The organism is Paenarthrobacter sp. NPDC057981 (genome assembly GCF_042886835.1).
Classification (GTDB): domain Bacteria; phylum Actinomycetota; class Actinomycetes; order Actinomycetales; family Micrococcaceae; genus Arthrobacter.
The window spans coordinates 283841-308199 of sequence record NZ_JBHVQI010000001.1 but is presented as its reverse complement, the minus strand read 5'-3'; the positions used below and the strand labels follow the sequence as shown (position 1 = coordinate 308199).

The window sequence follows — 24359 nt, the reverse complement described above, 5'->3', positions numbered from 1 at the left end:
CCGTCAGCCCCAACCAGAACAGAGCGGTGCCGGAGGCGGTGCTGCGATGGGCTCGCCGTCCCGGTTCCGCGAAGCTCTTGGCCGAGGTGCGGGAGAAGGTCGAAGCAGGCAAGACTGGTGACCGGGTGCAGGTGGCGGTCGTCGAGGACCAACGTGAAGACGTGGGACGGATGCTCGGCGTTGCGTGGGAGATCTCGAACAAGCCCGTCACGCTGCGGCTCCTGCGGGATGCACTCACCAAGGCGGGGGCGGACCTGACCGGGCTGATGACCGAGGTCAGTGGGCCGCTGCGGGACAAACCGACCGAGCGACGGCTGGTGGCCCGTGCGAAAGAGCAAACGCGCTCCAATGTCGTCGATCTGCTGGCCAACGCCGGGGTCCTTCGACCCATCGCGGAGCTGGCAGTCGTGCGTCGTTGGCTCGGCTCGGACCCGCAGACGGTCGCAGGCATCGTTGCTGCCGCCTGGTCCGCACTGCCGACACAGCCCGGCGGCTCGCACAGCCAGCTCGACACAGTTGGGCTGGCCGAGTTTGCCGGCCAGACGCTCCTCGACCCACATGCGCTCGACCGGGACCAGCCCGCAGGTCGCGCGGTCGCCCGCCTCCTCGCCGCGACGTTCGCCTGGCTCGACCAAAGCGAGGCACCCGGCGGCGGTGTCGAAGCAGTTATGAAAAAAGTGCCTGAGGACGCACTGGCAGTCGCCGCCGTCGACGCTGCGGGGTCGGTGCTTCAGGCTAAGTCGTGGCGTGGAACTTGGACGCGCGCCGGGATCACCTGCGACCAGGTGTCATCTACGGTCCTAGTGCTCAATTTGCCGCTGAATGGCATCAATCCTGCGCTCGCAGCGGTATCGGCTGTGGCTGGGGAGCCTATCTGGCTGACCGCACGAATGACCGTTGAGCCATGCCATACGGCAATGAACGGGACCAGCAAGACTGGTCTCCGGCGCTGCCAGTCCAATGGTTGGGAGCCCGACCAGCTGGTCGTGCGTGTGTGCGAGAACCCCTCGGTGATCGAGGCGGCGGCCAATCGGCTCGGAGCCTCCTGCCCGCCCCTCGTGTGCCTGTATGGACGCCCATCATCTGCGGCGTGGTCGGTGTTGTCCGCCGTCGCGGCCGCGGGAGCTCAAATCCTTCTAAGTACCGATCGGGACGTTGCCGGTGACCAAATCGCGACGGAGGTGAAAGCAGTAATTGGACAGAGGTACGGACCACTCGTACATCCTTGGTTACCCTCGGAGGACGGCATGTTCGAGGAGGAGAGATTGACGGCGTTGCTAACCGACCTGACGAACAATGCTGCAGCTCAGTCCTAGGAGCTGCTAAGAAAGCCGCGCCAACGACAATTATCAGAGCGGTGAGCGCTCGTGATCCTTCATGATCGCGCGAAGCCAGTCATCGAGCGGCTTAACCGCCTGAGGGACGGTCTTCCGTGTGGCAAGGTGCTCTCTCAGGAGAGCCGACGGCAAGTGAGGCTTAACCTTCCCCGACTTCTTGCCGGTGGAGTTCCATCCCTTCGAGCCAAGCCAAGCCGCCAACTCCCCTTTGCCTGTGGCGCCTGACGCATATCTATCCGACGCCGCTTGGTCAAACTCGTTCTCGCCCGCCGGTCCGAGCATCTCAGCGAGCTTCTTCTGACCGATCGTGTCGAGCAGCAGTCCTTCAAGATCGGATGCCAGAATGAACGCATCCCACCTTGCAAGGCCGCGATTGAGACTCGCCTGCTGCTCAAGTGCGGCCTTCAAGTTCGATACCGTTGCATCCGCCAAGCCGTGCAACGCCTGAAGCTCACTCTGCGACGGGGCGGGATCTCTGGCTTTTAGGATCTCCAGCAACACGCGCTTGCCTTGGCCGCCGGGCTTGTGCACGCCGTCTTTGTCAGTGATCACGTAGGCACGAACGCCGAAGTACTGCGCCAGACCCACGAGATGCTTGATGGTGTCGATGCCCGACGCTTCAATGACGGCGATACCCATTGCGTAGTGACCGCCCGCCCCCCCGGTGATGCGAGCGAGGAGATGGTCGATCAAGAGCTTGTCACCATGGCCCTCTACCAGAACAACCGAGTTCGCGAAGATGAGCTCACTGTTTGTTGCGTCGCAGTATCTGGTCAGCCGGCCCTCTTCAGCCTCTGTCAGCTCCTGACGACGCGCGGTGTAGTTGGTGCCACCGGAACTGAGCGGAAGCCGTACGATGCGGCGAACCGAGAATGAATCCACCAAGACAGGGCTGTGGGTAGTCACAAGGAGCTGCGCACCTGCTGAGATCTCCCGCAGGATCTTTGCCATTGCCCGTTGCGTCTGCGGATGGAGGAAGGCTTCAGGCTCCTCTATCGCGAACACTACATTTCCATCCGCCTGTTGGCTCTGAGAGGCAACATACCGAAGGATCCCGAGCACCATCGCGGACTGGAAGCCGGTACCGCGTTCAGCGATCGACACCACGACCTCGTCACGGCTGGTAATCACGGCTTCCTGGAGCATCCCTCGAAGAGCATGCTTAGAGTCAGGCAAAGTAATACCAAGCTCTCGCTCCCTAAACGGAAGCTCCGTCGCCACGGCATCAACCGACTCGCTCAGAACCCTGTGTACAAGGTCCTCAACCGGCTTGATCGCGTCCTCGAACTCCTTCTGCAGCTGAGTCTTGCGCGAGCCACCTGATCTTACGAGCACACCCTCCAGCGTCTCATACAGCCTGACCAGTGATTGGTCGTTCTCACCCTGCCCTGTTTCGCTGACGCGAACAGACGGGATCTTCACGAAGCTGAAAGACTGCAGGACCGACTTATACAGTTCACTCGCCCGCGTTGATCTTCGACTCGCGTCGTAAGTAAGGTTCCCACCCCGTGAACATGAGATTTTGATCCAGAAAGTGCCATTCTTGAGGATCGCGTCGGCGAAAAGCTCCTGCTCAGGAGCGGTCAGTCCCCCGAAATGCACCGTGATGCTGGACAGCATCCTGGGGCCTCCCTGCACGTAGTATTCGTGCAACGGCTTCAACCGCAGCAGATCCGACCCGTCCGGGTTGGCGAAAAAGGTCTCCAACACGCGGAGCAGTGATGACTTGCCGGCATTGTTAGGACCAGCAATCAGCTGGAGCTGCGGATCCACCTCAATGCTCAACTTCTCAAACCCCAGCAGCCGCTCGACGTCAACGCGATCAATATGCACGCCGGTCAGTATATAGGCGATAGAGGCGCAGCTGCCGGGAGAATGGGAGCGACGACACCGGCCGGCTGCACCACAAGCGAACCGAGGACAAACGCTATAACGACGCCCTCGTTGCCACGCCCGCCGACCGTTAACCCGATGGTGCGCGGCAGCACTCTCTACCAATCACGGCAAGCCCCAGCGGGTAGACAAGCACCATGGAACACCGTCGAGCCAGTTACGTAGGCCTCTGTCTTCGGCTTCAGTCTGGGCGCTTGGCTGTACTTGTCAAACGTGTTGGGCCTAGTCTTACGGTGATGCTTGCCTTGGATATGTGGCGCTCCCTTCATTTCGTTACGGCGAGGCAAGTTCTTGCTGGTGATCGTTCAGTGGCGGTGACCCGCCTTCTAGGAGGTGGTCGTGAGTGTGCGCGTGACGTCGACGGACCTCGATGACTGGTCTCGCCGCAAGGACTCCGAGGCGCATCTGCCGACCCTAGTGCGGCGTCTCATCATGGCCTCTTCACGACCAGATTTCATCCGGATGCCGGCCGCCGAGAGTGTCGCCCTGTCTGGGCTCGACGGTGTCGTGCATGTCCAGGACGGCGCAGCTCCTTACGTTCCTGCCGGGGACTCGGTCTGGGAGATGGGCACGAACGCCGAGAGGCTTGCGAAGGCTAACGAAGACTACGAAAAGCGCACGAAGCAGACTCCGGCGACAATACGCGCAACCACTACGTATGTATGCGTCCTAAGTCGCCGGTGGGGATCGGGCGAGGACTGGGTCAACAGCAAAGTGGCTCAGGGCGACGGTTGGAAGGACATCAGAATCCTCACGGCGGACGAACTGGCGCTGTGGATGGAGGATTACCCCGGCGTGGAGGCGTGGTTCCGCGAGCACCACGGTCTGGGCTCGCTCGGCGACACCGGCATCGGTGACTGGTTCAACAGATGGAGCCGACAGACCGACCCGAACACTCCGCCCGCCGTTCTAACATCTGGGCGGCGCCAGGACGTCATCCGCGTTCTCGATGCGTTCGACGCTGCCCCAAGTGTCGTTCCAGTTGCAGCATCGAGCGTCGAGGAATCGGTCGCATTCGTGGCCGCAGCGGTACTGCTCGGACCCGGCGCCAAATCGGACACCGCGCCCGACGGTCTAGAGGACACCGAAGTCCGCAGCCACGCCGATGACGACACAGATGACGCCGAGTCGACCGATGAACCGACGGCAGACCCTGCCATCCGGAGGCCCGAGAAGCTGGAGGCGCTGCGGGAGCGGATGATAGTAATAGAAGACGCGAACGGTTGGCGTAGGTGGAGCACCCACGCTGTCCCGCACATCCTTGTCCCGTTGTTCATCCCTGACTCGGTCGCGGATGCAGTCGACGTCGGTCACCACGTGGTGATTCCGCAACGTGCGCGGGCTGCACGTCAGACGGGTCGGCTCGCGTCGTTAGACCCCTCCGCGGCCACCGCCGCCTGGCATGAAACGGGAGTCGATTTCTACAAGGCCCAGGATTTTGCGGTCGGTTCGAGACGCAACCTGGGGTCTCTTCGGCGGCGTTTGAGCAGGTACGGACGCCGGGTCCCGACGTGGGCGGATTCCACACATGCAACGCTTCTGGCGTCGATGCTGCTTGCCGGCGGGTGGAGTGCGTCGGCACCGGGCGACCGGGAAGTCCTGATGGCATTGTCCGGGTACGAGTCTTGGCGCGCGCTGAGTAAGGTTCTGGTGCCACTAACGGTTATCGAGGACGCACCGCTGAGCGTCTTGCAGGACCGTTGGGACTTCACAGACGTAATTGACGCATGGGACTCCCTGTTGCCGATGATGACGGTCGATGACGTGACAGTATTCGCCGATGCAGTTCAGAAGGTCTTGACCGAACCGGACCCTCAGTGGGAATTGTCCGGCAAAGAGAAGTTAAAACTGCTCTTCGACGAGAACCGTCCCCGTCGCCGGTACTCCAGAATGCTTCGCCGCGGCATGGCCACGACGCTCGCCGTTCTGGGCGCGGTCGTTGGCAGGGAGTTGGTCGCCGGTCACCAGTCCGGTCAGGCGGTCGCAACCATGGCGGTGCGCATGCTGCTCACCGAGGCCGATAGGACCCGCTGGCTGACGCTCGTCGATGTGCTACAGCAACTAGCAGAGGCTGCTCCGGAAGCATTTCTCGACGCGGTGGAAGCATCGCTGCACATGGACGATCCACCGGTCATGGAGCTTTTCGTCGAGAGCGAGTCCCTGCTGGGAGATGTCCGCAGTTCGCATTCATCACTTCTGTGGGCTCTGGAGACCCTGGCGTGCGCACCTAATCTCGTCTCCAGGGTCTGCGTCGTTCTCGCGCGCCTCGCGGTCCTCGACCCGGGTGGTCGCTGGGCCAACCGCCCTAGCTCATCGCTGGTCTCAACCCTCAGCCTGATTCGGCCCGACGGCGCCATCAACGCCAGCAACCGACTCGACGTTGTAGATGCGGTCATAGCATCTGTCCCGGAGCACGCGACGACCCTGCTGAAGGAGCTCGCCGAAGACCGTGGCGGCGGCATCATCCCGTCCGGCCCGCGCTACCGTACCTGGTCCGTTGTCCGCGGACACACGACGCGTGCTGAATGGGCCGACTCGCTCAGCGCTATCTGTACTCGTCTGCTCGACGGTGCTCCTGACGGCCTCCCCGCTGCTGCAGCACTCATCGGCAAGTTCTCGCGCGCTGACTTGGCGCGGGTCCTCGACATGCTCGGCACAAGGTGGAATGACTTTGATGATACTGGCCACAGCCAGGTCATCGAAACACTGAAGGCGACCGTGAAGGACCACCGCCGGCACAGCTCTGCGGGATGGGCGATTTCGCCGCAGGAGCTGAGCCTAATTGAACGGTTCTTAGAAGATCATGGGGTCGACCTGGACGCTGACCAGGCAGCACTGCTGTTCACCTTCAGCTCCAACTACGAGGAGGAGTTCGACGCCGAACTGAACAACGTAGATGCTGAAGATCAGGAGACCTCACGTAAGCCCGTGCCGGGGAATCAGGTGCAGCCGTTGGAGGAGCGTCGTCGCGATGTCGTCCTGGGCCTGCTGTCTAACGGCCTCGAGCATGTGGCTGAGTTCGCCAGCCACGTTCAAGCCCCAGGCTACGTCGGCAAGGCACTCGCGGAGGCGACAGCAACGGTTGATGAGAGCATGCTCGATCTGCTCGGCGAGAATTCAGCAGAATCTCTGGTTGGTGGATCGTTCGTCACCGGGTTTATGGCGCAACGCACGAACGACCTCGGGTGGGTCAGGGCGCGAATCGCGGGGCGGCCCACCCTAGCGGCTCCGCTCCTTCTCTGCTCCCGGCTTGACTCTGAGGTCCTCGACATCGTCGATAAGGTAGAACCTGAGCAGCGCAAGCTTTATTGGCTGAGCATGAATCCCTACATGGCGGACGCCGCGACGGTGGAGCGTGTCTGTGCGGGACTCCTGGAGTTCGACCGGCCCTTCAGTGCGATCGTGGCCGCAGGCGTACGAGATGATCCCGGTCTGTCGGCAGAGCTCATCGTTCGGGTGCTCCGCGCTCCCATGACCGCGACGCAAGAAAAGCCAGAACTCGGTGGTCACTCCTTTGACTACATCATCGGTCGTCTCCTCAACCGGCTCGAACACCTCGGGGTATCTGACGAGGTTCTTGCGGAACTTGAGTTCTTCTACCTACCGGTGCTCGACGACCAACGCGTGCCTAGGGCCGCACACCGAGAATTGGCACGCAAGCCTGAACTCTTCGCACAGGCAGTCAGCCACTGCTACAAGCCCGACCAAGAGGATTTTGCCAACTCCGGGGGCTCAGATACCGAGGAGGCGCCGGAGTCTGTCCACCATATGGCGTCGAGTTCAGCGGCGCGGCGCTTAAGCGAAGCTTTCTTCATGCTGCTGCGCAGTTGGAATGGTCCACTCCCCGGCTCTGACGGAGGGGAATCGCCGACAGCCGAAAACGTCCAGGCTTGGGTCGACCAGGCACGGGTCGAACTTGAAAGGGTCGGCCGCGCTGGTGTCGCGTCAATGGTCATCGGCGAAGCCCTGGCCGCCCCGATCACTGATGCTGACGGGACCTGGCCGTCCGAAGCGGTCCGCGCGGTCCTCGAGCATGAGCTTGATGACAACCTCGAGAACCATCTCGCGATCCGTCGCTTCAACCAACGCGGCGTAGCCGGAAGGCATATCTACTCCGGTGGAAACCAGGAGCGCACCATCGCGGAACAGTACCACGACTGGGCTGGGAAGGTCTCCAGCAGGTGGCCTCGCGCCGGAGCTCTACTCGAAGGCCTCGCCACCGAGTATGAGGATGATGCGAGCCGAGAAGATCGCAGGGCCGAAAGGTATGTACGCGACGACACGTAGTTGGGCTGGCAACAGGTCATGACAGGCGTGCGGCTCTGACAACTGATTGTGTGAGGCGGGACGAGTTCGCCGTAGTAGTCCAACCTCCAGCTCTCAAAAGCATCGTCCCACAGCTTTTGTCCAGTATTGCCGGCGCCGCCTCCGTGAAAGTCGTACGGAACAATGAAGGTAAGTAGGGTCATCTCGTGGCGGTTGCCGGCTACTTCACTGACCCGAGTATCCCCGCTATGGGAATCAACTGCGTCCCGGCCGTTCGGCAAGTTAGCCCGATTTCGACGGCGCAGGGACGCCTGGAATCATCGATTAGTGAGTGCTTTCACGGCGCATGTTGGAACTTTGCCCGTGTGTCGAACCCAGGCGACAGGTGTCGCAGCATAGACCCCGGGCCGCCTGCCAACACATGCCGCAGCCATTATACGCTTGGAATTCTAACTAGTCAAGTTTTGTCCACAGTAAAACGTCAAAAAATCTTCTGACCTGCGGAAACACTGTGCCCGAGGTGGGACTCGAACGCGATTCCCGGGCTTCTAAACACTGGGATCCCGCGGAAACCTGCGGAATCCGGGGCAGTCCGGCGGCTGTACGGGCGAGTCCGCGGCGAAAGGTGTGCACATGGTGCACACTCCCTCTTTGCCCTGTCCTGTGGTGCCGGAACCCCTGTCGGTCCGCCGCAAAAGGCTCGAGCGTTGCAAGAAACATCCATCAACTCCGAGACGCTCCCCCAGCCCGCGGCAGGACGCTGCTAAGCCGAACCAACAGAATCGTGATCGCTACCAACTCCGTCGTGCGGGAAGTAAAGGACTCCGGGACGTTGATGTGGCCAACATCCGCAGGTCGGACTCCTGTAGCGACATCATGATGACAATAAACAATGCCGCTTGAGGCAAAGCGAGCCCTTTGCCAACTGAAATGTAACCCTTGGCCACATTCGTCTGGGCCGTCGTGTACCGAGCGACTCCAGTGAGATTCGGTCTGACTAGCAACAACGCGCTGGAATTTCGGGCGGAAACCCTGCAAACAGGCGACTCATCGGCAGCCGCGCTCGTGGACGGTTAGCGTCCTAATCCACTCCCAGTCCAATTGGTACGATTTCTGCGGCAGGCCACAAGGGAACAGCTCTGCGATGCGTCCGATTCTCGTCAGATTAGGTCCTCGCCCGAAGAGTAGGCTATACGGAAGCTCCGTCGACCGCGACTGGTCGTGATAAACATCTGTCAACTAGAACCAGCTTCACGGCAATGGGACGGCGTAGCGGCTCGGGAATGCGTAAGCTACATTAAGCAGTCCTTTTACGATGGAGAGTACGTATATGTGTGCGGCCGCGAATTGGAGCCAACGGTTTTGGCCTGACTATGAGGATCTTCCTAGGGACGTGATCGGATTCCACGTGCGTTGCAGACCGGTTTCACTGCTGATCCAGCCCGAAAGCGCGTCCGTGTCCGAGTATGTTGGGAAATTTTTTGACCAACTTGGCCTGAATAATGCCGAGGCGATTGTAGTGCCAATCGGTTCAACCACGGGCGGGCCGGGGCTGATGGACAGCATCGGACCTCTTGCCAAGCTTGCGGGGCTTCTGGGAACGGTCGTCAAACAGGTGCTGGCGTGGCGCACCAGGGCGGCAACGATTACACGTAGACGGATGCGTCCGCCAGTTATCGTGACGATCCTTGCGGATCATGTACCTTTACGACGCCAAACAGCAGACACACATCATGACACCGCATCTTTAATTGTCGGCCTCCTCCCCGACCTTCTGGGCGGATTGCAGACAGCGTACCCGTCATTCAACATATCGATCTATGTGAGAGCCAAGGGCCTTAAAATCGATCGGGTCGACGTACAAGTTGGCAACGGGTTGGAACTCACAGACCAGCACGCCTTAAGGATATTAAAGTGGCTGGGTATTGCCACGAATTCAATAACTGTCAGACACAGAGAAAACTGGCTTTCGTTTCCAACTGTGAAGCTGATCAAAGGAAGGTCGTTCACTGCGCGTCAGTTTTCGGGTAGCGCCATGATGGGGCCAGGGTAGACACTGTGGACGATTTGATAGCCCGGACAAGACGTTGCCTCCATATGAACAATGGAAGACGCTTAGAATCCCTTCTACTATCCGCTCCTCCGTCGCCGAATACAGCCGTTATCCGGGAGGAGGAACCTAATAAACAAGCCCGAAGAGTGGAAGGCAAACTGGCGGAGTGAGCACTTACCTAAGCGCAACCCTGATGAGTCTCCTCGCCGGGTGGGCCATACATCTCTTCTTCAGGGTAATTCGACGCGCAACTCTCGCGGGCGTCCATGGACAACTGCCTGCTCATCCTGGGTATCTATCGGTGTCAGACTATGTGACCACGAAGAGACGCAGGAGACTGTACTACCTATTTTTTCGGCATTTGCCACCCTTGATCGTAACGATGCTGTTGTGCGGCCTCCTGAACAAGCTTTACCCAGAACTATGGACCCTCCCGTTCCTACTTCTCGCAACTTTCTCATCCGTGGCATTGGGTAGCTTGCGAGCATCGTTCAAAAAAGGTCTATTCTTTTCCGAGCGGATAATCCACCTCTACAATGTAGCGGTCGTAAATCTCACTGCGCTCGCGACACAGCTAGCCAGTCACTCGACCTGGCTAGCAGCCGTCACGCCTTCGCTAGAAGGCATTGTGGACAACATCTGGTCATCGCTATTCGTAAGCCTCATAGTTGTGGCTTTCATCGAGTCCTCTCAGAGGGGCCCAATGGACGTACAGCGAGAGAGAGAACTCGTAGCTGAGCATTTCGTTGAAAGCTCCTTGAACAAGATCGAACAACGTTTCGGGCAGCAGATAGATGAACTCTGCGGGCCGGATCGATTACTTAGTCGACTGCTTCGTGCGATTTTAGTATTTGAAGATATGAATCGCCCATTTTGGGTTCGTGCTATCGAACGCTGGGTCGTGCGACTTACAGGCATGGAGTTAACGGTCGGGATTGCCCAAGTCCGTTCGCAAAGACCCCTTTCAGACGTTGAGTCGATAACCGAGGCACATGGGCTCCTTACTCGCGGTCCCGATCAGACGGACTCAGAGCAGGCGCCGGAACGACTGCTCAATTTGATCCGCAGATACAACGATGACGCTCGATATTGCGAGAATGTCAGCTTTGTATATTCCCGTCTACCGACTTTTTGACTTCGTAGAGCAGACTACAGTTCGTCTGCATAGCACTTTTTGCGAGGGCAACTACACGTTCCAAAGGCGCGCCACTCGGATCTACCATTCCGAGCGTAATTCTGCCTCCGACTTCACGGCCACATCTCCGAAACCGCTTGATGAACCTCCTGAGCTTCTGCGCGCTGCCGACGATGCAAGAACTGGCAGGCCGCCGCGCAAAGCAGATCCACCTCGCTTGAGGGGGGACGACTGGATGACGCGCTGGACTGCAGAAGGGAAGCCAATTGCCCCCGAGCCCGATTCATTGGATCCAACAGCTGTCGTGCGACCCCCTTGAGTACCCGTGAGGGGAATTACGTCATTGTAATTACTTTACCCTTCGTAGGCGTGCTGAATCTGCCCACGGTGCTCTCGGCGCTAATGTTCGCCTCAAGTTCAAGGGGGTAGAGTCGCCCGCCCGCCCAGAAGAGGCCCCGGCGCTTGACTGAGGACAACATGGGCGAGTTAGGTTACGCCAGGGGGCCGGGCATGTCTTCTCAGCCCGCGGACCTATGCTCAAGCATTCCTACGTTTCCTTGCCGGACTCTTCTCATTAATATGGCGGACATGCGACATGGCCAGTCCACCCTCCGCAGGACCCATCACATATGAAAAACTAATTGGACGACCAGTCCTTCTATCAACTAATAAAGATCCCCCGTTGTACAGCCAGCGATCGTAGAAATCGGTGTTGCCGCCCAGGAGCGATCTAAAGTAGTACTGACGCAATGGAATTACAATCCGCCCACCGAACGCTGAGTTCTTTTGGTAGGACCGAGCTTTGATACCGGCTATGCGGATAGGAGGAGCATCTAAGTACGCTGTCCCAATTTGGGCAATAATTGAAGCAACGTCGAGTAACTGTTCATTGATAAGGCGCATCCTTTTTGCGGACTGAATGTGCTCAACATCCAGGTCGAAGGGGTTTGAGCCTTCGTTCCAAGCCAAGCTACGGCGATCAAACATTCCCTCCGCCCTGTTGCCGCCAGACAAGTACGCAATGATTCCCAAGGACCCATAACGAAATACTACGATCGGCATCTGCTGGTGGCCGTCGCCATAGTAGAAGTCTGGCTCCACGGTAGACTGACATCTGAACGTAAAGACGGATCCCAGTTCTTCCATCGTGGCTTCCTCAGGATCAGCAATAAAGTTAGCTAGATGTGCCTGTATGTTGTCCAGAATGGCAATGTGGTCCGGCATGTGGGTCAGCTTGCCATGAGTGGGATCGTTGATACGCCTCGGGTCATCTGCGAAGGACATCCCGGCAAAAGAATTTGCGTAGTAAATCTTAGCCAACCACAAGAGCATTAGATGCCGATGCTCCGTTCGTAGGTCGCCTTGGCGAGCCACACTCAAGATGTCCTTAACCAGCGGCTCCAAGCTCTTAGAGAGAGCATTGTTACACGTGAGACAGCAGTCGACTTTAGATCTCAGAAAACTTCTTAAAGACGTGCCTTTCTCAAAGTTTGGAAGCTGCATGCCCCCTTTAGTGAGATCGAGTTGTCGTATCAGCCATTGCGGAACGATGTGTTCGGCCGATAGATCTACCCCTGGCTCGACCTGCTTTCCGCAAGCGAAGCAAAAACGGTCGCGCCCCAACTTATACAAGACCGCCAGATCGGCAGCCGAACGCAAAGGAAGGCTATCGATCGACCCCATCATCTCTGTCAAAATCTAACTCCTATGTCTTCACCCCTTTACGCACGGGACCGAGGCTAGATCAAACCACTCAACTCGCTTCACTCATAGTATCGACGGATCAGCTCGTGCCCAGCAGTAGGACGTTCGTTTGCCTCGAGTTTTCCTGCTGGTCCAGGTGGCTATACTCACGACTGCCTGAGTCGCCGATAACGGCGCATATGACCGAACTAAACTACTCGTACTGCTCCTCATGGGCACATGCAGCGTGACCACGAGTACTAACGTTCTACGCTACCCACTCATCTCCAACGTATCGTCGCGGGTCCTTGCCGACCTCGTCGGCGATTGCTGCTGAAAAAGCAAGCTTGACTCTCACGAAATCTGCAAATGACTCACTAGTCACAACATCAATATCGAAGACACCGTTGACCGACCTGCTTTTTAGTTCTCGACGTGTGGTCACCCACGGCTTCTTTGCGACTTCAGGAGTATCGGCCGAAGCATCGACAACAAACAAATCAGCACTGATGAGTACGACCGGGAAGCACAGATCGAGCATGACCCATTTATCTCGATGACCCCCAACTCCGGAGTAGTACTCGGTAGTGACCGCACCTTTCTGAGTCGCTCTAAGTGCCTTGGCCAGAGGATAAACCAGAGATGTGAATATGCCGCTGTTGTTCGCACTCCAGGCGCCACCTTTTACGCGGTCGAGTCGTGTAAGTTGCGTCGCTCGAAAGTGATCTTCACCGTGTTCACGTGCGACGCTGTCGAACCCAAGGGCCCCCCAAGCCGGCGCGTAAGTAGTCGTGTTTCCTTCACGTTGAACTGGGAAGTTCTGCACAGGCAAAACATGCTGAGTTGGGTTTCTCTGCAAGTGGTGCTCAGGCAGCACATGGCCTATGGCCGCATATGGTTGGCTACTTTGCTTGCATTCAACCAGAAACGTGACTCCAACGATGATTTTGTTTGCCTCATCGCGGAGCATCTGCCTGTACGCCCAAACGTCCAATTCTCGCGAGACGGCGGGGTCGTCGGCGTCTTGATAGGCCCATCCAGACCTTGGGTGAGCCTCATGTTCCTTGAGGACTCGCAATGCGTGCTGTTCTAGCAGCCAGCCTGCGGACTCTACTGCAGACAGCAACTCTTCGTTGGTAGGTGAGCTCATTAGATAATGGTATTTGGAGAATCATCAGGTTACATATGCCGCCGGTACACGCTCTTGCCGGCTGGCTCAGGTTTCGTTACAGCGAGGAGCAGCATTCTCATCGTAATGGCCGTTTCTCTGACAGACTTGCTTCCGGTCCAAGCTGGATAAACGCGTTGAAATTTGGTGGCCGGCGTCATATCGCTGCGTTTAGCACGATGCATGGAAGGCCAGAGTAACAAGGGCTGTTTGTCATTCTCATACCCGATCATCGCTGGCAGGATTTTCCGCGCAACCTAGGCGCCAAGGGCGCTGGCCCGCACCGTAAACTTCGCTCGACGCTCCTTCGCCGATCTTTCCTCCCAGGCTCTTTCCGGCCCTGCCTGGTCGTCCAAGTATTCCAATCATCGCCGGCCGGGAGCCTCTCGCAACCAGGGTGCACACGCCGGAACTGATCCAGAAACTTCACTCGGCGCTCCTGTGCCGGATCAGCTTGCATCGGCTGCAACTTGATGGAGCGCGATTAGTGTCAGTCCCTATGGCTAGAGTCGCGTGTGTCGGCGCAACCGCGTCCGGCGCCGCGAGATCCTCTGTGCGAGTACCAGCAGAAATTGGTAGTCATCCGGTGGGTCCAATTCAGGAAAGGAGCCAGAAATGGCACCCTCAGTCCCCACCATTACCTGCCCGTATTGCCGTCACACGTTTTTAGGCGTGAAGGTAGTCAGTCATGGACTTGTCCGCTGCAGCAAGTGCGGAAAGACCATGAAGGTCTAGCTCGGATCCGTTTGGGGTGGTGAATATAGTCATCACCCCAAACGATTGATCTGCCACGTCAGCTGTCCGTTGGCCTGCCCGGCTTCGGTCCACAGCCGGATGGGAAGACATGCCGGCTTCCGCGCTGCTCCAGAAGGACGCGCGCAATCTCTCAGCGGGCTTGTCGGTGAGCGCAAGGTCGCCGAGACGGGCTTCGAGGCAGGAGACATTTATTAGCGCGCCGGGTTCACCCTTGAGGTGTGCGAACGGGACGATCGCCGCGCCGCGGGCGGCATTCCCTGCGTGTTCCCGCAATTCGCTGACGAGGTCGCGAAGCTCATGAGCAAACTTCGACTGTCCCGCGCGGCCGCTTTGGCGGCCACTTGCATCGCGACAGCGAAGAACTGGGGTTGCCCGCGACATTCAAACTAGTCTTCGCCGTGGGTGGGAGCTGTCGGCTCTGACAGCGGCCGCATTCGGGAATCCGCTTAGGAGGATTGTCGCAACCATGCCAGCGCCTACATTTCCGGCGAGTGCCGAGAACCAGTCAGTGATAACGGCCATAGGGCCACCTTTCCCAGAGTCATTGCGGACAGATACATAGAGTGCAAGTCCGAACGAGACCAAAATCAGAATGATGGCAACGACAATCCCCCACGGCCCCGTGGATGCGAGGTCTGAGAAATCTACTATTAGACAACCACAACCTCCATGCAAACTCGCATAAGACCACGCCGACGGCCGCAAAAAAAATCCGCGGATGGGGTGGTCTTTCAGGCCTGTCGTGCTCTCTCACTAATATCTGAATCATGACCTTCAACTACACGTCCGCGGTTCTGGCTCAGATCGCCGCCAACATTCCAAACCAGGCCAGCGCCGCCGGCTTGGCGATCATTCCCGGGATCGACATCATTCGGGAAACAGATGTGCGGATCTACGCGTATGAAGCTGAAATCGGCGACGCTCTCCGAGTGGCGGTCATGGCGAACGCTCCCTTTATCACGGTGGAGACAGAAACATTCTGGACGAGCAGGATACGGAGCACCGAAGGTTACGTGAAACTGCCGCTCAAGGCCGAACGCCTGCTAGAGGCAGCTGAGATCCACAATGATTTGCTCATGTCGGTGACAGTCAAATGGGTAGCTAGCGGACTCGTGTATGAATGGACGGCTCAGACTGAATGGATTGCTCCGTTGCTGACGGAAATCGATGAAGCGGTTCAAGCCGCGCAAAATGAGGACGACGCCGTAGAGGACGCCCGCACAGAAGTTCATTACGCCAAACTAGGGCCGCGGTAGATGCCCTAGTGGAGTCGCCCAAGTACCGCCGGGAGCAGGTAAACAAGCGTCGTCACATCGCCCCTGCCATTCTCACCGAAGCCGGCCTGGGCGAGATCAATGACGTGCTGCTTACTCACCAGGTCCTGCCCGACGCCAACAGGATCGTGAACGCCAAGGCCATGGAGTTTGAGGACGACTTCCGAGCCCGAAAGCGTGAATTGGCCGGCGAGCTATCAAGTGTCCCCGACTTCTATATGCAGAACACCAAGGCTGGCAAAAAGCTAGTCGCCATCGATTTTCTTACCGAGAAGGCTGACGGCTACAGGTTCCTCAACAGTCATTTTGCGGTGGAACTTAGCGACGCGGCGTCCGTGCCTCGAAACATCCGCCACCTCTAGCCGTGATCAAGAATTCGACCGGATTTCCACCCGAAGTCGGATTCGCGGCCGTTAAAGGTCTGTGCTGGAAACGCGGGATTAGTGGAAGCAACGTCTTTCCCAAAGAGCGCGTACCGGTGTGGGCTAGTGTCGAAACCATGAGCGGAAAAAGCGCTAAATTACAGCGTCAGCAGGACAGGACGGCAGCTAGGACCGACTGGGCGGCGTTGGATCTGCGCATGCTCCGGGATGACGTCAACTGGATCGCGTCGTTGGGTGAGGCTAGCCAAGCAAACGCGCAGTGGCAAGGAATCATCGGTTTAGCCCTAACACCCCACATGGCACGGATCGTCCATGAAGGAATGGACCTCCTTGGGCGTCGCCGACCGACGCAGGTCGGAGCAGTCACCGTGAAGTTTGCGACCGAAATTGAAGCGGCCAGACACACCGTCAAGCTCCTGGACGACACCCAGAAGCTATTCGACGGGGTGATCCAAGATTTCGAACGTATCGACGGGGAGCACTCCAAAGCCTGGGCTCCCCGTCGAAACTTCGGCATGGCTGTCACGGATGGCCGAGTCTATTCGACAAGCCGTTCAGCAGAGTTCCAACGATCAGGGCGGCTTTCGGAGCGGACAATCGTCCTGAATGAGTACTCCAACCGCCTCGGTTATGACATCGGACGGGCAGCAGCGGCGATCGTCCGGCAATTTGGTCATGCCCCAGAGTTCACGCCGTTGCCTGTGGATCGGTGGGGCGAGGCACCATCGGCAGTAACGCTCGACCGCGCAGACTATTACACAACGCGCTTCGAACCTGAGTTCCCGGCCGCACTCAAAGATGTCCTTTGCGTCATCGAAGGATCGGTCAATAGCTGCCTGCGCGCCTTCAAACCAGTCGAAGGGCCTTTCACCAAGCCGGTCTTCCGGGTCCAGTTCGTCACCGTCTCCCACGCCCTCAACGCGCTGGATGAAGTGCGCAACAAATATTCTCAGCTAGCCGATACTCCGGGTATGACCAGGATCAGTAGCGTGATTGATTCGCCCCAAGCGGTAAACCTCCGTTCCCTTCGGAAACTCCGCAACAGGTGCATGCACTACCTCATCCCGCCCACGCTGATGGGGCTCGGAGACCACCTGCCTATGTATGGGCTTGTGGAATCGACATCGCCGGGACTCAGCTACGAGATCGTCAACGCGGAGCTGCAGCAGGTGCTCGCAGCCCTATCCGACGCACTATATAGCTGGAAACAAGCGTAAGTCGCATGGAATCAAGCCCACCGCGTTGAACCATGCAGACACAAATCGTGTGCCTGTCCGCTGCGGTTACCCCAAATCGGGCAATTCGAGAAGCTCAACCACCTGCCAGTCCTCTTTGGTTGTCGGAGCGTTGAGAAACATCTGAGGGTCGTCCGCTGGGCCAACGCCACCGTCCGGCGTTGGTAGAGCGCCGGAATTCTGGCCTTCACCGCCACCGCTTGCTTCAGCGAGCATCGCCGATACGGCGCATATGTCGGGACTGAAAGCAGTCCCCCGGACCATCCGGCGCAGCGGCCCCGCCAAGAGATGCCACATGCCGAAGACTAGGGCCGCTCAGTCATGACGATGCACATCGGCCTGCCCATGAATAGGCAGAAGCAACAACGCTGTTTGTCATTCTGATATCCCAATCATCGCTGGGTGGCCCTTCGTGCAGCCAGGGCGCTACCGCGCCGGACCCGAACCGGAATTTCGCTGGGCGCACCTACGTCGCCTATCTCCTCTTGAAACTTCCGACCCTGTCCCGGTACCCCAAGTTGCTCCAGCCTTCCCCAGCGCACAGGTCTCCTATCAGAACGACCCACAGGACCAACGGCCACAGACTCACCAATAAGGGCAAAGGAACGGGACAATGAATGCGCTCACTATTAGTGACCCAGCAGACTTACTGAGCTTCATCGGGCACACCCTCGGCTTTTGGCCGAACGAGAGCTTAGTCTGCATCACCCTGGACAAGGGCAAGGTCGGGGCGACCCTCCGCATCGATCTCCCCCGACAACCAGGAACAGAACTCCCCTACGCCAGGACTGTCAGCAGTTACCTCACCAGTGACACCACCGCGACGAGCATCGTCTTCGCCCTCTACACCTCACAACACTGCGAACCAGGCCACCCCAAACCACACGCAGCCACAATTGCAGCACTCACCGGCGTCCTTGCCGAGAACGGCATCAGCATCCGCGACGGTATCTTCGTCAGCGACGACACTTACTCCCCCTACGACAGCGAACCCGGACAAGATATCAGCCTGCCCATCAGCACCACTGAATACAGCCGCGTCAACGCTGAATTCATCTACCGCGGCAGCACTATCGAACCCACCAACCAAATAGTCCTCCCTGCGCCAGCCGAGGAAGCAGCGCAAGCAATCGCAGTTGATGATCGCATGGCCATCATCAGGGCGCTGCCCCTTGGTGTAGCCGCAGAACAAGCCAGCCAACTCTGGTCGACCATGCTGGAGTCAAGCGACTTCCCGACCGACGAGGACTGCACCACCCTCATCGCAAACTTTCAATTCCCGCACATCCGCGACCGGCTCATGGCAGACATCCCCGGCATCAACGAGCCACCCCAACACATCCTCTTCGCCCAAACCCAGACCGCGCCGAAGTGGTCACGGGTCGAATGGGCGCAACAGCTCCTCTTCCATGCCTACACCAGAACCAGCCCGCAACACGCAGCACCAATTCTCACCACGATCGGCTACATCAACTGGTGGGAGGGCCGGGGATCAAAAGCGCACCAGTACATGCAACTCGCCCTCGACACGGACCCCGGCTACAGGTTCGCACGACTTACCGACCAAATGCTCGGAGCCGGGATCATCGCCGGCTGGAACACCAACAAAGACACCGCCTACAAAACCCGACTCGACATGCCCTAACAAGGGAGGCGGCCGCGCTCCCACGCCACTGGCCGGACTAGTCCCTTCTTACCGTCCACGGGGTAACGGTCATCATCGAGCCGCCGCCAGTCCGCCGCTGCATCTCCCTAAGTTCCTCGGCCACTTCTCGGAGAGCACGCTCACGGGTTCCAGGCTCCCGGCTCCGAGCTGGAGACTTTTTCCTGCGCTGCCTCGGAAACCCGCTTGAAGAAGTTACAGCATCAGCCAGAGGATCGTGGAACAAGCCGCGAGTCACATCCTGCCTCAACCGACTGCCACCCTCCGTTCCCCGATATTAAACCCAGGCCCGCCGGGCACGGAGTCAATGAGGCGCCGGGTGTACGGATGCTGCGGATTGCCGTACACGGCATCCACGTCGCCGTGTTCCACCACCTCGCCGTGGAAGAGTACCAGGATTTCATCGCTGACGTGGTGCACAACGTCCAGGTCGTGCGAGATGAAGGCCATGGTGAGGTCCAGTTCCTTCCGGAGCCGACCGATGAGGTTCAGGATTTCAGCCTGCACCGAGAGGTCCAAGGCAGAGGTGATCTCGTCGGCGATGATCAGTTTCGGCTGCACGGCCAATGCGCGGGCAATTGCGATGCGTTGCCGCTGTCCGCCGGAAAACTCGTGCGGATAGCGTTCGGCCACGTCAGGATCCAGCCGGATGGTTGAGAGCCAGTAGGAGATCTTCTCGCTGTGTTCCTTGGGGTTGGCACGCAGGGGATCGATCGCCTCGGCAAGGGTTTGGCCGATGGTCCGCCGGGGGTTGAGTGATGAGTAAGGGTCCTGCGGCACCATTTGCACGGCTCGCCGCATGCGGCGGCGCTCGGCCCCGGACATTTTCGTCACGTCCCGGCCGGAGAACGAGATCACTCCGTCGCTCGGTTTCACCAGGCCTACGATCGCTTTGGCCACGGTGGATTTGCCCGAACCCGACTCCCCCACGATGCCCAGGGTCTTGCCGGCATGGATGCTGGCGTTGACCCCTTTGAGGACGGTGGCGGCCGAACGTCCGGAACCGAACGTGACCTTGACGTCCTTCAGCTCCAACACCGGCTGATTCTGGGTTGCTGCAGCGCTCATTGAGCGGTCTCCTTGCTGCCTGGGCTGTTGGTGACGTCCCCGCCATCGGAGGCGTCGTCGTCGAAAACTTCATCCAAGGCGAAGTCCTTCGCCGAAACCGTGACGAGTTCGGCCTTTCGTTCGGCAATGGACGGCGTCGCGGCCAGAAGTGCCTTCGTGTACGGATGCTTAACCTTGCCGGCGGCGAGCTGTTCGCCAGTGAGTCGCTCCAGGATCTTGCCGCCGTTCATCACGATGACCTTGTCGCACAGCGCCTGCACCACCCCGATGTCGTGGGAGATGAACAGCATTGCCGTGCCCATTTCACGATTGATGGTGCGGAACTGCCGGAGAACATCGGCCTGGACCGTCACATCCAGGGCGGTGGTGGGCTCATCCGCGATGATCAGGCGCGGGTCCGTGACCAAGGTTGAGGCGATCATGGCACGCTGCAGCATGCCGCCAGAGAGTTCATGCGGGTGTTGTTTCATGCGTTTCTCAGGCTGCGTAATCCGAATGTCCGCCAAGGCCTTGACCATCCGACCAAACGCCGTGTTGCGGGACTGGCCCAGATGCACGCGGCTCACCTCGGTCAGCTGCGATCCGATGCGCAGGGCCGGGTTGAAGCTGGTTCCGGGATCTTGGTAGACGAGTCCAATGGAGGTTGCCAATTCCCGCGGGTTGTTCTTCTTCAGGAGGTCCAGCTCGCCAAGGCGCATGGTCTTTGCGGTGACGCCGAGTTCCTCCGGCAGCAACCCGGCAATGGACATGGCGGTGAGGGATTTTCCGGAACCGGACTCCCCCACCAGCCCCACCACTTCGCCAGCGTGGATGCTCAAGGACACGCCCTTGACCAGCGGAACTCCCGACGGCGTTGTGACGGTCAGGTTGTCCACCTCAACAAGCGCTTCGGTATCGGCGCGCAATGATGCGGGAACCTCGGATGCCTTTCGGAGGCTGCCGAACTTCCGGCCGCCCCGGGGGTCAGTGGCCGCTGCCAGGCCATCGCCGATCAGCATGGCACTGAGTCCGGTCACGGTGATCATGATGGATGGCATCACAGCCTGGAGCGGCTGCGAGTAGATATTGACGAGTGCTTCGTTCAAAAGGCGGCCGAAATCATACTCAGGGTTCTGTACGCCAAGACCAATGAAGGACAAGCTGGACAGGTCGATCAGCGTGGTGGCGAAGACCGTAGCCGTCAGCACCAGGAGCGGCTCAGCCATGTTCGGCAACAGGTGCCGCGTGATGATGTGCGGCCCGGAGACACCGAGCAACCGCGCGCTGGAGACGTAGTTCCGCTGGGAAATCGAGGCAGCCATATTGGCCGTCAGACGAGCGAAGGCAGGAATGCTGGCAATGGAGATGGCCAACACCGCGGACCACGTGCCTTGGCCCAGGATGGCGGCGATCAGCAGCGAGAAGATGAGGCTCGGGTAGGCAACGGCAGCCTCGATGACACGCAAGACGGCGGCGCGAATGCGGCGCGGCGCCAGCCAGACGGCGGTGCCGATCGCTATACCGGCGACGACGGCAATCGCTGTGGTTGCCGCCGTCATCAGAAGCGTCAGGCGGGTGGCGACCAAAGATCTGGCCAGCACGTCGCGGCCAAAGTCGTCCGTTCCGAGCCAGTGCTCGGCGCTTGGCCCTTGGGAAGCTTCTGGGGTGAGTTTCTCGGCGGCGTCGCCCAGGAACATCGGAGCAATCACGGCCGTGAGGACCATGATGGACATCATCACGATGCCGACTATGAGGCCGGTGGTCCAGCGGAACCTGCGGCGGGGACGGGCTGTCTCAGCCATTGGACTTTCCTCCGAGCGTACGGGGGTCGATGAGGCCGAGGATGACGTCGACCAATAGATTCAGCACGATGGCCAGGAAGCCAAGGACCAGGATGATCCCCTGAATGACGGGGTAGTCCTTGTTGACGATGGCAGTGACGATCTCGCGGCCCAAGCCGGGCCAGTTGAAGACGTTCTCAACAATGATGGCGCCGCCAAGCATGCCAGCGAGGATTAGCCCGGCCAACGTGAGGGCTGTGGTCAGCAGGTTGGGCAAGGCGTGCCGGGCGTACAGACGCAGGGATGGTAACCGCCACCCCCGGGCTGTCCGCAGGTAGTCCTGCTCCAAAACAGTGGACGTCTCCCGACGAACCACACGCGCAATGGAACAGGTAGGGGCAATCGACAGGCCAATCACCGGCAAGATGAGCGCACTGAGCGAAGCTGCTCCGGCTGCAGGCAGGACCTTCAGGATGATGGCGAAGACCACCACCAGCATGGTGGAGACCACGTACTGCGGAACGGCTTGGAAGAAGCCGGTCAGCATGCCGAAAGACACGTCGAGCCACTTCTTACGGCCGCCGCGCGTAAGGATGCCCACCAGCATGCCGGCAGGAACAGAGACCAAAAGCACCAGAATGATGCCGAGGACGGCAAGTTCTGCGGTGAAGGGCAACTTGGTGGCGATGATCTGCGAGACCGACGTGCTGTAGGCGAAGGACTCTCCAAGGTCACCGGTGAAGAGCCCGCCAACATAGTTGATGAACTGGAGGTAGAGGGGATCGTTGAGGCCGAGGCTGTTGCGGATGGCCTCGATTTGCTCGGTGGTGGCGTCCGCGCCGGCTACAGCCACTGCCGGGTCACCCGGGATGAGCGGCACCATGAAGAAGGTCACGACGACGAGCAAGGCGACCGAGAGAAGGACACCGCCGGCGCGGCGAAGGGCGTAGTCTGCCCAGGGCGAGAGGCTCAGGGCCCGGCCCCGGGGGCCCTTGGCGGCCCCCGGGGTTTGGCTCTCAAGGATCTGGACTTCCTTGGAGAGCATGGTGGGTTCAGTCATCGTGAAACCTCTGCTTACTTAGTGATGCGCATGGTGGCGTAGTCGACGATTCCCGACGGTGCCTGGATGGAGAATCCGGAACGCTGGGCGACGATCTGCGGCTCACCCACGAACGGAACGATGTCGTTGTCGCTCAGGATGCTCTTCTGTGCCTTGGTGTACGCGTCGCAGCGGGCTGATTCGTCAGTGGCTGCCTGGGCTGTGGCAATGTCGGCGAGGATGTCCGCATTTTCGCCGCCACCGATGTTGCGACCGCCCTTTTCCGTGGGAACACCGGCAACGCGGGTCAAGGAGGCGGCCACGGTGCCTACGAAGTTGGCGTCGCCCTGCACTGTCAGGTCCCACGTTTCGGGCTTGGTCTGGGTCATGGTGGCCCATGTTCCGTTGTCCACGAGCTGGAGATCCACTGTGGCGCCGGCCGCGCGGAGTGCTTCCTGGACGTAGGTGCTGCCCGCACCGTTCGGGCCGATGCTGGTGGTTCCCACCATTTTGAAGGTCTTGCCGGCGAGCACTGCCTTGGCTGCTGCTGCGTCTTCCTTAGTGAGGCTGGAGTTGTCCGGCAGGACACATGGCACGGTCGGGGCAACGATCGAGTTGTAGGTGATGCCCTTGCCTGCGTAGGCGGCGGCGTTGAAGGCCTGCTGGTTCATCAGCTGGGCCACGGCTTTGCGGAGGGCCGGGTCAGTGAAGGGGCTACCGGGGCGTTGGTTGAAGAGCAGGAAGATCCCGGCAAAAGGAACAGAGGTTACGGTGTAGTCCTTGTTGCCCTCGAAGCGCTGGACGTCGGCCGGAGCGATGTCCGAAACATCCATTTCACCGGTAAGGAGCTGGTTGGCCACCGTGGTCTTGTTGACGCCGGGGAAGAAGCGGACCGTCTTGGCCGGGGTTCCTTCCAAGGGCTTGGAGTACTTCGGCCAAACTTTGTAGTCCTCGCGGAGCGTCATGTCGTAGCTGACGCCGTGGCTGGCTTTGGTCAGCGTGTAGGGGCCGGAGAAGGCACCCTTGACAGCGCCCTTCGCCAGGCCGTCGAGGTCGGCGAGACCGGCCGGGCAGATGATGCCGGTCTGGGCAAGGGTCAATCCGCCAATAAGTTCGGACCAGGGTTGGGCGAGCTTGATGTCCACGGTTCCGGCGGCGTCGTCACCGGTGATGGTGGGCTGCCCCGGACCGAACACGAGCTTGCCGAAGTTGTTCTTGGTGGCCGGGTCTGCGAAGTAGCTGAGGGACTTGGCCACGATGGTTGGCGTGATGTGTGTGCCGTCCGCGCAGGTGGCGTCTTTTCGGATGGTCAGCATGGCGTTGGTGGCGGTGGACTTCCATTCGCTGGCGAGCCCGCCGATGAATTTGCCGTCCGCGTCCCGCCTGACAACGGTGTCATACAGGAAGCGGGCCACCTCGTAGTCGTCTTTGGCGTTCGCCTTTGCAGCATTGAAGGTAGTGGGGTCGGCATTGAGGGCGGTCCTGATGGTGTCCGTGGACATGGCCCCGCCGCTGGCGTTTCCAGCGGCGGCCTGGCCGCCGGTAGTGCAACCGGTCAGGAGAAAAGCGGCAGCTGTGACGGATGCCGCGGCGGCCATGAAAGTGGAACGTCCTTGCATAGGGGGTAAACCTCCTGCTCGCCTTCG

Annotated in this window: 15 protein-coding genes; 7 read left to right on the top strand and 8 right to left on the bottom strand. The window is 59.4% G+C overall.

What is annotated here, in order from left to right; genetic code table 11:
- Positions 1–38: 38 nt before the first annotated feature.
- A complete protein-coding gene (locus ACFVSI_RS01420; protein WP_387819179.1) occupies positions 39–1316 on the top strand; it encodes a TIGR02679 domain-containing protein in 1278 nt (425 codons plus the stop codon).
- Between the two features lie 33 nt (positions 1317–1349).
- On the opposite strand, the gene ACFVSI_RS01415 is transcribed toward ACFVSI_RS01420, so the two are convergent.
- Positions 1350–3170: an ATP-dependent endonuclease gene (locus ACFVSI_RS01415; RefSeq protein WP_387819178.1), complete on the bottom strand. Its 1821-nt coding sequence runs from the start codon at positions 3168–3170 to the stop codon at positions 1350–1352.
- 399 nt (positions 3171–3569) lie between these two features.
- Between ACFVSI_RS01415 and ACFVSI_RS01410 the strand changes: the two genes are divergently transcribed.
- Complete coding sequence (locus ACFVSI_RS01410; protein WP_387819177.1) at positions 3570–7517, top strand: hypothetical protein; 3948 nt, start codon at positions 3570–3572, stop codon at positions 7515–7517.
- A gap of 1372 nt (positions 7518–8889) precedes the next feature.
- Positions 8890–9549 carry a hypothetical protein gene (locus ACFVSI_RS01405; protein WP_387819176.1) on the top strand — a complete coding sequence of 220 codons (660 nt, stop codon included), beginning with the start codon at positions 8890–8892 and terminating at the stop codon, positions 9547–9549.
- Between the two features lie 1672 nt (positions 9550–11221).
- Here the strand turns inward: ACFVSI_RS01405 and ACFVSI_RS01400 are convergent.
- From ACFVSI_RS01400 to ACFVSI_RS01390, 3 genes are all read right to left on the bottom strand, one after another.
- Positions 11222–12379 (bottom strand): hypothetical protein, encoded by a 1158-nt coding sequence (locus ACFVSI_RS01400; protein ID WP_387819175.1) that lies wholly within the window; start codon positions 12377–12379, stop codon positions 11222–11224.
- Positions 12380–12635: 256 nt separating this feature from the next.
- Positions 12636–13517 carry a hypothetical protein gene (locus ACFVSI_RS01395; RefSeq protein WP_387819174.1) on the bottom strand — a complete coding sequence of 294 codons (882 nt, stop codon included), beginning with the start codon at positions 13515–13517 and terminating at the stop codon, positions 12636–12638.
- A 684-nt stretch (positions 13518–14201) separates the two neighbouring features.
- Positions 14202–14672 carry a hypothetical protein gene (locus ACFVSI_RS01390; protein WP_387819173.1) on the bottom strand — a complete coding sequence of 157 codons (471 nt, stop codon included), beginning with the start codon at positions 14670–14672 and terminating at the stop codon, positions 14202–14204.
- Between the two features lie 386 nt (positions 14673–15058).
- On the opposite strand from ACFVSI_RS01390, the gene ACFVSI_RS01385 reads away from it, so the two are divergent.
- The 4 genes from ACFVSI_RS01385 (at position 15059) to ACFVSI_RS01370 (ending at position 18828) form a co-directional block, all read left to right on the top strand.
- Positions 15059–15547: a hypothetical protein gene (locus tag ACFVSI_RS01385; protein WP_387819172.1), complete on the top strand. Its 489-nt coding sequence runs from the start codon at positions 15059–15061 to the stop codon at positions 15545–15547.
- Positions 15548–15555: 8 nt separating this feature from the next.
- Positions 15556–15927 carry a hypothetical protein gene (locus tag ACFVSI_RS01380; protein ID WP_387819171.1) on the top strand — a complete coding sequence of 124 codons (372 nt, stop codon included), beginning with the start codon at positions 15556–15558 and terminating at the stop codon, positions 15925–15927.
- Positions 15928–16064: 137 nt separating this feature from the next.
- Positions 16065–17165 (top strand): hypothetical protein, encoded by a 1101-nt coding sequence (locus ACFVSI_RS01375; protein ID WP_387819170.1) that lies wholly within the window; start codon positions 16065–16067, stop codon positions 17163–17165.
- A gap of 631 nt (positions 17166–17796) precedes the next feature.
- On the top strand, positions 17797–18828 hold the full coding sequence (locus ACFVSI_RS01370) for a DUF4192 domain-containing protein (protein ID WP_387819169.1): 1032 nt from the start codon (positions 17797–17799) through the stop codon (positions 18826–18828).
- Between the two features lie 264 nt (positions 18829–19092).
- Here ACFVSI_RS01370 and ACFVSI_RS01365 read toward each other — a convergent pair whose 3' ends face one another.
- From ACFVSI_RS01365 to ACFVSI_RS01350, 4 genes are read right to left on the bottom strand one after another with little or no spacing between them, the layout of a single operon-like run.
- Positions 19093–19914 carry an ABC transporter ATP-binding protein gene (locus ACFVSI_RS01365; protein WP_387819168.1) on the bottom strand — a complete coding sequence of 274 codons (822 nt, stop codon included), beginning with the start codon at positions 19912–19914 and terminating at the stop codon, positions 19093–19095.
- Positions 19911–21695, bottom strand: coding sequence for a dipeptide/oligopeptide/nickel ABC transporter permease/ATP-binding protein (locus ACFVSI_RS01360; protein WP_387819167.1), 1785 nt, complete (start codon positions 21693–21695; stop codon positions 19911–19913). Before ACFVSI_RS01360 ends, ACFVSI_RS01365 begins: the two co-directional genes overlap by 4 nt.
- Complete coding sequence (locus tag ACFVSI_RS01355) at positions 21688–22734, bottom strand: ABC transporter permease (protein WP_387819166.1); 1047 nt, start codon at positions 22732–22734, stop codon at positions 21688–21690. Before ACFVSI_RS01355 ends, ACFVSI_RS01360 begins: the two co-directional genes overlap by 8 nt.
- A 14-nt stretch (positions 22735–22748) precedes the next feature.
- The gene (locus ACFVSI_RS01350; protein ID WP_387819165.1) at positions 22749–24332 is read right to left on the bottom strand and encodes an ABC transporter substrate-binding protein; all 1584 of its coding nucleotides are present in this window, start codon (positions 24330–24332) and stop codon (positions 22749–22751) included.
- Positions 24333–24359: the final 27 nt, after the last annotated feature.